The 12744-nt window shown below is 66.2% G+C and carries 9 protein-coding genes; 4 read left to right on the top strand and 5 right to left on the bottom strand.

Translation table 11 applies throughout. From position 1 onward, the window contains the following. Positions 1-52: 52 nt before the first annotated feature. Positions 53-1195: an acetamidase/formamidase family protein gene (locus ACWCRJ_RS04380; protein WP_450937842.1), complete on the top strand. Its 1143-nt coding sequence runs from the start codon at positions 53-55 to the stop codon at positions 1193-1195. A gap of 56 nt (positions 1196-1251) precedes the next feature. Here ACWCRJ_RS04380 and ACWCRJ_RS04375 read toward each other — a convergent pair whose 3' ends face one another. The 5 genes from ACWCRJ_RS04375 to ACWCRJ_RS04355 all read right to left on the bottom strand — a co-directional run bounded on the left by ACWCRJ_RS04375 (position 1252) and on the right by ACWCRJ_RS04355 (position 8306). Next, positions 1252-1875 (bottom strand): GOLPH3/VPS74 family protein, encoded by a 624-nt coding sequence (locus ACWCRJ_RS04375; RefSeq protein WP_450937841.1) that lies wholly within the window; start codon positions 1873-1875, stop codon positions 1252-1254. 847 nt (positions 1876-2722) lie between these two features. Then, complete coding sequence (locus ACWCRJ_RS04370) at positions 2723-3991, bottom strand: MFS transporter (RefSeq protein WP_450937840.1); 1269 nt, start codon at positions 3989-3991, stop codon at positions 2723-2725. A gap of 548 nt (positions 3992-4539) precedes the next feature. After that, a complete protein-coding gene (locus tag ACWCRJ_RS04365) occupies positions 4540-5058 on the bottom strand; it encodes a DUF5825 family protein (protein WP_450937839.1) in 519 nt (172 codons plus the stop codon). 50 nt (positions 5059-5108) lie between these two features. Then, positions 5109-7034, bottom strand: coding sequence for a RiPP maturation radical SAM C-methyltransferase (locus ACWCRJ_RS04360; RefSeq protein WP_450937838.1), 1926 nt, complete (start codon positions 7032-7034; stop codon positions 5109-5111). A gap of 33 nt (positions 7035-7067) precedes the next feature. Next, the gene (locus ACWCRJ_RS04355) at positions 7068-8306 is read right to left on the bottom strand and encodes a cytochrome P450 (RefSeq protein WP_450937837.1); all 1239 of its coding nucleotides are present in this window, start codon (positions 8304-8306) and stop codon (positions 7068-7070) included. A gap of 965 nt (positions 8307-9271) precedes the next feature. On the opposite strand from ACWCRJ_RS04355, the gene ACWCRJ_RS04350 reads away from it, so the two are divergent. From ACWCRJ_RS04350 to ACWCRJ_RS04340, 3 genes are all read left to right on the top strand, one after another. Beyond that, the gene (locus ACWCRJ_RS04350) at positions 9272-9433 is read left to right on the top strand and encodes a hypothetical protein (RefSeq protein ID WP_450937836.1); all 162 of its coding nucleotides are present in this window, start codon (positions 9272-9274) and stop codon (positions 9431-9433) included. A 90-nt stretch (positions 9434-9523) separates the two neighbouring features. Further along, complete coding sequence (locus ACWCRJ_RS04345) at positions 9524-11485, top strand: B12-binding domain-containing radical SAM protein (RefSeq protein WP_450937835.1); 1962 nt, start codon at positions 9524-9526, stop codon at positions 11483-11485. Beyond that, positions 11482-12726 carry a hypothetical protein gene (locus ACWCRJ_RS04340; protein ID WP_450937834.1) on the top strand — a complete coding sequence of 415 codons (1245 nt, stop codon included), beginning with the start codon at positions 11482-11484 and terminating at the stop codon, positions 12724-12726. Before ACWCRJ_RS04345 ends, ACWCRJ_RS04340 begins: the two co-directional genes overlap by 4 nt. The last annotated feature ends 18 nt before the right edge of the window (positions 12727-12744 follow it).

Genomic DNA, 12744 nt, shown 5'->3' with positions numbered 1-12744 from the left:
CGGGACGTTCCTAGCGTCGGGCCATCCACTTCCGCTCCATGAAAGACGGGCCATGACAGCGATCGACTCGCCCCTCCTCGACGTTGCCGCGACAGGCTTCCCGATCCTCCAGCCCGGCCACGGAGGGATCGCATCGGCGACCTACGTCCCTGCCACGCCCGGGAACACTCTGTGGGGCCGCCTTCCGTGTGAGGCGGACTCGCCGTGCGCGGTCGTGCCACCGGGCTCCGTCGTCACGGTCGACACCCTCAGCCACGAGGGAGTCCTGGAGGACCAGGGCCGCAACCCGCGCGAGTTCTTCACCCGTTACGGCGTCAGCGGCGCCCATGTGCTCGACGACGCCCAGCAGGTGGCGGACTCCGGTATGCCGCACGACTTCGACGACGACGGTCCGCACATCGTCACAGGTCCGATCGCGGTGGCCGGCGCCCGGCCCGGTGACCTGCTCGCCGTGACCGTCCTCGACCTGACACCGCGGGTTCCGTACGGCATGGTCTCCGCACGGCACGGCTTCGGCGCACTCCCCGGCGAGATGCCGTCACTGTCCGGCCCCGTGTTCACCTTCGCCACGGCACACGCGGATCGCGACGGCGCCTGGGGCCGGATGGCGGTGGACCCGACGAACCCCTCCCGCGGCTCACTCCGCTTCCCCCTTCGCCCGTTCCTCGGTGTGATGGGCGTGGCGGTGTCGGGGGGCGAGCGGCCGCACTCGGTCCCGCCCGGGCGCCACGGGGGCAACATCGACGTCTCGCTGCTCGGCGAGGGCGCCACGCTCTTCCTTCCGGTGCAGGTCGACGACGCGCTGGTCTACTTCGGGGATCCCCACTTCGCGCAGGGCGACGGCGAGGTCGCCCTGACAGCGTTCGAGGCGTCGCTGCGCGCCACCGTGAAGCTCGAGGTGGTGCCGGGCGGCGCGGCTCTGCGACCCGGCCACGGACGCGTGGCGCCGTTCGCCGAAACGGACGACTACCTCGTGCCGATCGGCCTGGACGAGGACCTGGACGAAGCGATGCGCGACTGTGTGCGCTGCTCGCTGGACCTGCTCGCGACCGACTACGGCATCGACCGCCATCTGGCGATGGCCTACCTCAGCGCGGCCGGCGACTTCGCGGTCTCCCAGGTCGTCGACGGTGTGAAGGGCGTCCATGGAAAGATCCGCAAGTCCGACTTCCGCGAGGTCGGCCGACCGAGTTGACCGGTGGGTCGCGCCGATTTCCGCCCCGGCATGGGGACCCGACGGGGCGGGCGGGTTCAGGCCCAGGAGCAGAACGCCACGGGCCACACGCACTCGGCGACCGCGGCCAGGATCTGGGCGCAGGCCGGGCTCAGGGACTGCGCCATCGCCCCGTACTCGCTCCCATCCTGATCCCTGGATGTCACTCCACAGGCAGTCGCCAGCGCGGCCAGCGCGACGGAGCGATCATCGGCCCCACTGCGCAGGGACCGGACAGCAGCACCCCGTTGCTCCCCACACAGGACGTCGTAGCGACGGGCCGAATCGGTCGGCAAAGGCAACCGCCGCGGCGTGCGGACAAGGACGCCGTCAGTGACCAAACCGGCCGCGAGACGCTTGTGCGCACTGCCACTCAGGGTCCTGACCCACTGCGATGCCGTGCACAGCCTGCGCGACGACTGGATCCGCACGAGAACCTCGCCGAGTACGCGGTCGCGCGGCTGTACGGCGTCGACGGCTTGGACGGCGACAATGTGTCCGCCGGCAGTGTGGATGAGACCGTCCAGAGCCAGTTCCATCAGCATCGCACCGCTCAGGCCGAAGTCGAGACCGGTGCGGTAGCTGGGGACACGACCCTGTCCGTCCAAGTACACGGCCAGCATGAAGTCGCCCGCAAGGCTCGTCGTGGAACCGGCCTTCATTCCGTTCTCCCATTCGCGGCGCGTCGGCTCGGGCTTCCGGGCGCTTCCGGACCGGGCAGCCGAACCAGATCCCGAAGGGTCTGACACAGCACTATGGAGGGCGCGCAGCTCTTCGTCAATGCAAGACATCGTCCCGGAATGCAGAACGCGGTTGTCCCATGCCGGAAGACGGCTTCAGCACCTGATACAGGGTCGCTCGCAGGCGCCGCGGAGCGGCAGTGGACGAACGGCGCACTCTCCTCTGCTCCGGGCCGCCGCGTGGCGCCGAGGGCGACCCAGTCCGAGGACTTCATCGGTCAAGATCCGGACCATGCCCGGGCCGGCGAGCCGATCGCAGCCGAGAAGGACGACGTTTGCACTGGCCATAGCAGCGTCGGCCCCTGCACCACCAGCAGACGAAGAACATTCTTTGGTTCTTACAGCCCTCAGAAGCCTGGCTTCTTCCAGGCCCTCACATGGGTGGTCTGGATGCACTGAGCCCTGGGGCAGGTGGCCGACTTGGAGGCGGATCGACGTGCCTTCGATGACGGGGACTTCGCCGTTGTGGTCGAGCCGTGCGGAGCGGTGTCACAGGCGGGGAGGGATACGGTCCCAGGCCATGTCGCGGCCAGGCCACAGCGGTCAGTGGTCTGCTGCGTCGGGATCTGCCCAGGTTCCTGGCTCGGCCAGGCGGAACGCCGGTCCTTGCTTGGGAATCCGGCCCCCCTGCGTGGCACGGGTGGGCGGGCGGCGCGTCACCCGGTCCGAGCGCAGACGTCGGAGAACCTCTGCAGGCGGTGAACGCAAGTATCTCGCCCCGGGCGGCAACGCCCCCATGGGGCAGGTGCGTTGCTCGAGATGGTCTGTTTCAGGATGCCTTTTGGTCGGCGGGCTTCTCGATCTCGGTGGTCACGCGTGCCCCTCGGAAGAGCACCGGGAGCCACAGGAGGCATGCCAGCAGGGGGGCCGCGGCGTAGGTGGCCATGCCCACACTGGAGCCCAACCCGCCCATGAGCGCGCCGAGGACGAGATAGCCGATGCCGATGAGCGCCGACTCCACGAATGCGATCATCGACAGCAGGCTCGCCCGGTGGCGCGACGGCACTGCCTCGTTGAACACGTTGTCCACGAGCACGGCGGTGATCTCGGGAATTCCCCCCAGGACCAGGAACGCGGCGATGGTGACCCAGACAAGGCCGAGGCCGCTCAGGCCCAGCGCCGCTGCGAGCGTCAGGAGAGACACCGGGACGATGACCCGATACCCGATGCGCCGGTCCGCGCGGTCCGACAGCAGGGGAGTGAGCCCGCCGACGAAGAATCCCGCCGATATGACCAGGCTGACCAATGCCGTGCCCGCTCCCTGATCGGAGAGGGTCTTCTGCGTGAAAATGATGTACGGCGTCAAAGTCGCATGCATCAGTCCGGACACCACGACAAGCGTCACGAGCGCCGGCGTGGCGACCCGAAGCATCGCCCGCCATGCTGTGGCGTCACCGTGCTGCTCGGCTCCGTCCTGCTCGTCCACCGCGTCCATGCCGCGAATCTCGGGCACCCGTGACATCAGCACCACCACGGCCAGGACAAGGCACGCCGCCGAACCGGCGTAGACGACTCCCCAGGAAATCTGCTGCATTTGGCCGCCGAGTACGATGGCGACTCCCGAGGTGACCGTCCCGAGCATGGTGAACCGGGACTTGATCTTGACGTAGCCGGCCGTTGCACCGCCACGCACGAGCGTGTCGTACAGCAGGGCGGTGTCCGATCCGGATACACAGGCCATGCCCACACCCTGGCCGATGAACAGCGTCAGGAACACCCAGTAGTTGGAAGACGTCACCTGACCGAGCAGGCATCCGGCTATCAGCACCTGGCCGATCACGATGCTGGCACGCCTGCCGATTCGGTCGGCGATGACTCCGGTCGGCAACTCCGCGAGTCCGCTGACCACATAGAGCAGTGTCTGCAGTAGGGCCACTTGCCCGGCGGAGAAGCCCCGCTGATACAGGAAGAGGACGAATACGCCGCGCTGGAACAGCGAGTTGGCGAGCACGGCGTATACGTAGAACGGGCGCGCGACGCTTCGTGCCGCATCGTCGACTGCAGCCGACCCGCCAAGGGCCTTGGTGGTGCCGGTCATGCCGCGGTCTCCCCCTGGTGACTCCGGTGATCATTTGATGTTGGGCCTCCGCCGTCGACCGGAACTTCCAGTCCGTACTTCGCGCAGGCCATGGGGCCGGCCCTCCGGGAACCGTTGCCGACGCCGCGGCCATCCTCGGTGGAGATGGCAAGTGCTGGAACCGGTAGCGTGCACCTGGAAACGGTGCGCACGTCTTGGAGCCGGCCTGGGCGCACGCTCAGGGAATCCCGGATCTCGTCACTTGGTTCCCGGGAGCACGGCCATGGGCGGCGACCGCGCCCTGTGAGGGTACCGGAGCCTGGTCGGCTCGCACGCGAGTTCTGTGACCGCCCGGGATCAAGGTTTCCGCCGTCCCCGAGCGAGCGAAGCGCTCAGTGCGTCGTTGCGATCTGGCTTCGTCCGCCCGAATGGCGGGCCGAGCGAGACCTGGTGCGTGCGAGCGCAGGACGGAATGCCTTGTCTGTGCGGACAGTACGGGCGCGACGTTCCCACGTACTGGGGGCGCGTACCAGGCCCTGTTCGGCAGGAGGCAGATCTCGAACACCCTCTCAGACACACCTGATCCCCTGGCGTACGGGAAGCCCCACACAGTAGTCACCGGAAGAGAAAGCCAAGCCGTCCAGTGTGAGGCTGTGAATGCCGGCCCGCTCCATGGTCGTGATCTCGCGCCCCCAGTCGACAGCCTCAAGAACGTTCGCCGCTGGTGTGGAGCGGTCGATGACGATGCGTCGGCGGGGGCCTAGACGCGTATCGTCGACGGAGATGACCGTCGGACCGCGCCGTGCGAGGAGCTGCGCATCAGCTCGTGGCGACCATACGAAAGTGCCGTCAGGCCGACGCGGCGGATCGAGGTGCTGGAGGCATCGGACGTCGAGTTCGCCGCATTCGCCACTCCACAAGACCCGCAGGCCGACGCCGCGCGCGTCGCGCAGCAGCGCGATCAGGGCGACGAGAGCGCGATCGGGCATGGACGGCATGACGTGATGTCCGGACAACCGAACTCCGGCGTATCCCGTTCGCGCCAGGGAGACAAGGTCTGCCCGATTGTCGACGGAACCGAATTCCATCGTCGCGAACAGGTGCCGACGGCTCGTCCGCGGGCGTGCTGCCGATGGGGTCACCAGGTCAGTCCCGTCGCCAGCGCCAGGTACGTCGAACCCTCGCGGAACGTGAGCCCGAGCGTGGTCCACTCCTCGACGAGCGCTCCGAGTCGGCCGTCGATCACTGATATCCCGAGATCGTCCAATTGGCGCGCGAGTGCAGGGAGGGTCCGCCCTTTGGCGAGCGCACGGTAGGCCTCAGTCTCCAGACCCGGTGAGAGCACCAGTTCGCGTGAGGGCCAACCGTAGCGGTCGTCGACAACGACGAGGGAGTTCTCCGATGCCGGCAGGGCGACCAGCCGCGACGTCGATGAGTTCGCCATCCATACGCCAACCGCCTCGGACAACGTCTCGTACATACCCGCTGATATGCCGGCGGGCTCGGAGTCGAATACATAGACGAGGTCATCGAGAGCATCGACCACCCCTTCGTAGGCGCGGGTGAGCTCGCCCGACGGCCCCAGATTCTGCAGACCGAGCTCGGGGTCATCGAAGTAGGGGCTGAACCGCGTCAACAGGATGCGGTGGACACCGTCGGGTGCGGTGAGGTGGTGAAGGGCCGGAAGCGATTCGACCAATGCCGAGTACTCGTGGTCGTCCTCTCCCGGGAAACCAACGAGGACGTTCCACGACGGAAAGATTCTGCAGGTCGCGCAGTCTCGCAGGAATCGCACGTTCTGCCACCCGGTGACCCCCTTGCGCATGAGGCGCAGGACGGGTGTGGACAGGCTTTCCACGCCCGGCTGGAGTTGCGTGAAGCCGGCCCGAGCGAGCGCTTCGAGATGGTGGAACCCGAGGTTGGACTTCACCTCGGCGAACAGCCGGACGTCCCAGTCGGCCGGCAGCGCCATGTCAGTGGTGAGCTGGCGCACATGGTCAGGGCCCAGGATGTTGTCCGTGAACACGAGGTCGAGGACGTTGTGCCGCCGAATGGCCCGAGAAGCCTCGGCCTTGACTCGCTCCGGCGGCTTGGCGCGGTGAGCCATTGCTGATCCGTTCAAGCCACAGAACGTGCAGTGGTGCTTGGCCCCCCACCAGCACCCTCTGCTGGCCTCGAGCGGGATCTTGACATCGACGAGCTCGCTGAGCGCGGATCCTTTCAGTTCGTGGAAGTAGTGGTCGTAGACGGGCTCTGGGACGACGTCCATGAAGATGGGCCTGGTCCCCAGAGAATTGCTGACCGAGGCGCCGTCCGGACCGGATCGCCAGCAGAGTCCTGGAATCGCGCGTGCCGCGTCGTCCTGTGGATCGGTCCGACCACTCCGACGAGCCGCGATGTGCGCGATGAGCGGTGCGATCGAGTGCTCCGCCTCGCCCCGGACGACATAGTCGATCTCGGTGCGGGCCTGGTGGATCGCCGTGCCCTGGACGCCGTCACAGTTCGCCCCGCCGAGAACTGTGACGGTGGTCGGGGACAGCTCCTTCACTCGCCGCGCAAGCGCGAATGAGGCGATGTTCTGATCGAAGGTCGTCGTCAAGCCGACCACGTCCGTGCGGGATTCGACGATCTCCTCGCCCAACTCGTCGACGAAGCGGGGGGCGGCGCGGAACATCTCACAGTAGGCGTCGACCTGCTCGCGCCCTCGCAGCAATTCGAAGAAGCTCGTCCTGCGAGGGTCCGTATCAGGGCGGAAACAGCTGGAGAAAATCCATTCTCCGACCCCGAGAACCTCGGCGTCGACGACCAGTTCGTAGTGTTCTCGGGCGAGGCCGACCCTGTGGGTGAGGTAGTCGAGCCACCGGATGTTGGCGTAGAGGGCATCCAGCCGTCCGACTTCGCCACGCCCTGCGAAGAGCGGGGCGATCGTGCTGATGGCCAGAGACGGCATGTCAACCAGAGCCCAGGGCATGCACACCAGCGTGACCGAGAGCGCGCCCTCCTCCACCACTGGCAGACTCGGCTCCGGCTCCGGCCGGCTGTGCCCGATCTGCAACAACTCCACGCCGCCTCCAGTCACCGGCTCAACCGCATTCACTTACCAGCTCACGGGCATTCTCTTGACGCCATACCCGAGCCCGTCGTCCATGAACGGGAGGTCGCCAAGGTCGACGGCCAAGGCCAGTGTCGGAATGCGCCGGAACAGGGCGGCGAACACGACCTGGAGCTCCAAGCGGGCCAGCGGCTGCCCGGTGCACTTATGCACACCGGACCCGAAGGCGAGATGCCGGCTGGCATCGCGGCGCAGGTCCAGCGCCTCGGCACCGGGGAACGCTCTTTCGTCGCGGTTGCCGATCTCCTCCGGGAGGATCAGACCCTCGCCGGCGCGTATCAGCTGCCCGGAGATCTCGATGTCTTCCACAGCCACGCGGCGACGGCCGGGCTGGACGGTGGTCAGGTACCGGAGCAACTCGTCGACGGCCGCAGCGACCTCGGGGCCGTCGGCGTCCTTCAGCACAGCGATCTGGTCGGGATGGAGCAGCAAGGCCAGCGTGCCCAGCGCGATCATGCTGGCCGTGGTCTCGTGCCCCGAGACCAGCAGGAACAGGACCAGCATCACCAGCTCGTGCCGGTTCAGCTCGCCGGTGGCCAGCCGTTCGGTGGCCAGCTGGGACAACAGGTCGTCATCGGGGGCATCGAGCTTGCGGCCGATCAGACGGGCCAGGTAGCGATACAGCTCGCCCTGGGACTTGTTCACGACATCGTCCGGGACGCCGCTGCCGGTCACTGTCCTGATGGCGTGATGGAAAAAGTCGTGGTCCTCGTAAGGGACGCCGAGCACGTGACAGATGACGATGGACGGAATCGGCAGGGCGAACTCCGCCACGAAATCCGCCGGCTTCGGGCCGACCAGCAGAGCGTCGATGTGGTCGTCGACGACTTGCTGGACTGTGGGCCGCAGTCGCTCGACCATGCGGGGGGTGAACGGCCGGGCGATCATCCGACGCAGCCGGAGGTGCTCGGGGCCTTCCATGACGGTCAGGAACTGACCTTCTTCGTGGTGGTCCTGCAGAAACTGACTGTCGAACGGGTAGCCCGGCTGCATCCAGTCCGCGCTGACCCGACGGTCCGACAGTAGCGCGCACTGCTCCGCGTGCCGCGTCACCAGCCACGGAGTGCTGCCGTCCCAAAGCCGGACTCGGACCAGCGGCGCCCGTTCCTGCAGCTCGGCGAGCTCAGGTGCCGGATCCAGCGGACAGCCGGGCGCCCTGGGAATCGGAAAGAACGGGACCCCCGCGGATTCCAGATCAGGAACGTTGGCCTGCAAAGACGTCACAACCTAGCTCCGTCCCGGATGTCACATGACTGAAGACACATTGCAACTAGGGCAGATGGCACCTACACCCTCCAGGCTGATGCGGAAACCGTGGACCGAGTGTTCATCGGGAGATGATCTCTCAGCCTCGAGAAACCTCATGACCGCCGACAGGGACCCTGCCGAACGCCTTGAATGACTGGGCTCGCTGAATGAAGTGATCACCGAATCGGCTTCAGCGACCTGCTGATTCCAGCGCCTTGGCCTTTTGCGCCACATGGCGGGAAATCATCCATGTTCAGCCTCGGAAGGTGAACAGCGTCAAACGGCGACGTCTCCGCTAGGCACTGTTCCGGACCGGCCGCAGCCTACCCAGACTCGATCATGCCTTACAAGGGGCGGGAAACCCGGCGTCCGCCGGTCAGCGGAGATCGGGGCAAGTACTCCAGGCGGGAGTCCGTGCACGCGAGCCTCTGCCGGAACCGCACGCCGTCACCATTCCCTGCCCCACGAAACGCCCCCACCCGGAGCGGTGAAGTACTACTTCTCTCTCTGGCGCGACGAGAGACCTGACCAGGACGTTCACCACCTGCTGCGCCGACGACCGCGGGAGAAGCGGAATCGAATTGGCGTCGGTGGCTTCTCGATTCCTCCTCCATCAGGCAGACCCGGTGTCATTGCGTCCGCCACTCAGGGAGAGGCCCCCACCAGCAGCGCCGGCCCCCCGTACACGATCAGGTTCGGATTCAAGAAATGCGTCTGGAGAAGTGTCCTGGTGATCTTGCATGCCGGAAGCCTGAAGAACTCCCGTCATCGCAGGCCACAGGGCACTTCCTCATGCGCGGCAACATCATCGCCGCGCATCGACCGATGGGTCCGGGATCCGGTGTTGCACCGGGACGGCGCGCTGACTCCCTATTGACGGGGCGCCAAGGACTGTATGAGATGGGGCTGTTGGTGCCAGTCAAGGCGAAGAGGGGACAACGATGACGCAGGAAGTACAGGAACGTCCGGTGAAGGCGATGGACGAGGCGGAGCCGGAAATGGTGCTCTTCTCCGACGAGGAAGGCCCTGACTTCGCCGATGATGTCGAGCTGATCACCCTGTCATCGGCAACTTTGGGTGCCATCGTTTCTCGGCGCTGCTGATCGCACCTGATGCCGACTTCGAAACGACTGGCCCTCTCGTTTGCCGGAGAGGGCCAGGTGTCGGTTCGATCGTCCACGCAGAGTGCTCGCGTGACGCTCGGCCGGCCCTTGATCAATGCCGACGTCAATTCTCCGTTCTTCGTTCCTCTCGGACTGCTCTGCATCGCCTCACCGCTGATGACGCATGGTCATCCCACCGTCGTCGTCGACCTGGAGTACGAGCACCGGATCGGCGCCTTCGAGCCCAGTGACGCTGACTGGCTCGACCAGACCTGCGCTCGTCTGCTCGCCGCCGATCCCGACATTCTCGGCCTCACCTGTCTCGCGGACACCCTCCCGGCATGCCTTCTCATCGGGCGTCAGGTCAAGCGGCTCCGGTCCGATGTCACGGTGGTCCTCGGAGGACCCGGGACGTTCGGGGTCTTCCCCGACGCCCTCCCACGCTTCGCCGACTGCGTCGACTTCGTGTGCCGCGGCGAGGGAGAGCTCGCGATCACCGCTCTCGCGGACGCCATTGCCGACGGGGCCGATCCCGCCGAGGTACGCGGTTTCTGGTCGTGTGTGAACGGCCAGTCCGTGTCCAGCGGCCCTCAGCCGACCACGAACCTGAACCTTGTGCCGATGCCCGCGTACGAGGCCGTACCGATGGGCGACTACATCCGCCTGTCGACCCCGCACATCTTCGATGTGCACATCGGCTCCGGGTGTACCTATTCGTGTAAGTTCTGCATGACGTCGACGTTCTGGGATCGCGACTTCCGGATCAAGGATCCCGCGGTCATCCTCGATGAGCTTCGCTTCCTGCACCGCACGTATGGGGTGACCCAGTTCAACTTCCTGCACGACAACTTCGCCAACAAACGCACGTATCTCGACGAGTTCGTGTCCTATTTCTCCGAGCACAACGACATGTTCGAGTGGGGTTGCGCGGTCCGACCTGACAACGTCAACCCGTCCCTTCTGCGGCGCATGGCCGACGCGGGATGCTTCAACATCTTCTGTGGCACGGACGCAGGGTCGGAGAAGATTCTCAAGTCCATGTTGAAGATGCCTTCGACGAAGCGGACCTATGAGTTCTTCCGGTCAGCCCACGAAGTGGGCATCCAGTTCGAGACGAACACGATCGTAGGATACCCGGACGAGAGTCCCGAGGACCTTGAGAAGTCACTGGAGGTCGTCTTCGACGCGATCGCCTACGGTGCCGCCAACAGCGACCTCAGCGTGCTCCAGCCGCTTCCCGGCGCTGAGATCACAGATGAGTACCGAGCTGAACTCGAACCGCTCGAGAGCGAACTGGACGCCATGGGCACCTTCCTCCCGCCGGATGTCCGCGCGCTCATCAGGGACGATAGGAAGACCTTCACCGGATTCAGCTTCATACGCAGCGAAAACCGAAACTACGAATACTATCAGGACGTATTGCGCCTTTCAAGGTATTTCACACGCCGCTACTACCACCTGCTGCGATTCCTCAAGCAGGGCGCGGAGTTCACATACGTTGAAGTCATCGACGCACTGCTCGAACGGGCTGCGATGCCCATCGCGGAAGCGCTCGCTGAGATTCTGGCGCACATGGACGGCGTGCATGCGCAAGCCGCCAGGGCGCTGTTCGCATACGACTCGATGCTTGCGGAGTTCCGGGGAGACGAGGTCGAGGAAGAGCTCGTCAACGTGTACCGGCGGCCCGCCACCGTAGGGGACAAGCCACATTTCCTGATCGCGGACCTCGATGTCGACGTCGTCACGATGATTTCTGATCCGCGCGAAATCATCTGGAAGCCGGAGCTGAGCCGTCCGACCGCCGTGGTCGTGTATCGCGCAAGTGAGGCAGAGGTGTTGACTCTCCGCCTGACGCCTGTGCAGGCCAAGGTGTTCAAGGCTCTGATGCCGCGCGAGCGGGAAGAACGCGAAGCTCTCCTCGCGAACGTCGCCCCCGGTCGGCAGCGCGAGGTCGCGACGGCGGTGGCAAGGTTGTGTGCCCAGCTCGACACCTCGCCGGACGCCCCCGAACCGACTCCTCCTGCGTCCGACAGCCCCCTCCTGACCGCGTGAACGTGACGCGCCCCGTCGTTGTCGAGGTGGACGACGACCCGATCCGATGGCACGGGCCCACGGGGGGCGACTACCTGAGCCGTTGGTTCGCCGCGGCGAGCCAACGCAGCCGGCTCGATCTCGTCCGGGTCGCGGACGATGGGCTGAGCCAGCACTACCGCGTCCGGCAGGGCGCGTCCTTCTCCGACGGCAGCCCGGTGCGTGCGCGCGATCACGCCCGGGCGATCCGGACCGCGCTCACGGTTCCGTCGCTCCAGCGGTTCCTACTCGACATCCGCGCGGTCCGCACATCGAAGGACGCACTCGTCATCGAGCTCCGCCGCCAGGCGCCGCACCTTCCAAGCCTGCTCCGGAGCGTCGATCTCGCTCCGATCTCCTCGTGCGGGCAGCTGTCCTCCGGCGCGTACGAGCGTGCCGTGCGCACCGCCGATGACGAGTACTGGCTCGAACCCGTCAAGGCCGGCACGCCGCCTGTACGGATACTCGTCCGCCACGATCCGCACGACGCCCCGGCGAGGTTCCGGCGAGGCGAGGTAGATGTGACGTGCGCGACGGCGTTTCCGCTCGATCGGGTCCCGGACTTCGCGGGCAGCCAGGTGTTCCATACGGCACCGACCGCGATCGAGATGCGTCTGGAGATCACCCCCGACAGTCCGTCGGCGGTGGGCGACGCGGAGTTCCGTCGCCGACTCCTCGGCGCGATTCGCTATGACCGTCTTGTCGCACGGTGCTGGAACGGTGTGGAGGCGGCAACGCCCGACCATCACGTCGAGGCGCCGCCGAGCACCGTCGGCTCCGGCGAACGGCTGCGCTTGGGGTACTGGGACTACTACCCCAACCTGGTCGTGGCCGAAGAGGTCGCGGCTCAGCTGAGCGAGAATCTCGGTGTAGAGGTCGAGCTGGCACCCGCCGACTTCGTTTCGGGCTCGGCGCACTCCTTCGACCTGCTCCTCGCGTTGCGAGGCCCGCTCTTCGAAGATCCGATCTGTGCTCTGGACCTGCTCGACCCGGCGCGCCGTGACCCTGTCCTCGCGCCGCTGGTGCGTCGGCTGTCAGAAGTCCCGGACGACGATGAGGCGTGCGACGAGCTGCGTCGAGCGGTCCGCGAGCAGTGTCCGGTCCTGCCACTCTTGCGTCTCCGAGGCCACTGGCTGCAGCGCGAGGCACTGGCAGGTCGGCCCTGGCCATCGATGGACGCTGTGCGCTTCCCCCGGTTCGGCTGGAGCCCGGATTCTCCATGATCTGCGTCGAACGGTGAT

This window comes from Streptomyces sp. NPDC002324 (assembly GCF_053593335.1).
The sequence above is the reverse complement of the archived record's forward strand: the minus strand, read 5'-3'. Positions and strand labels throughout refer to the sequence as shown.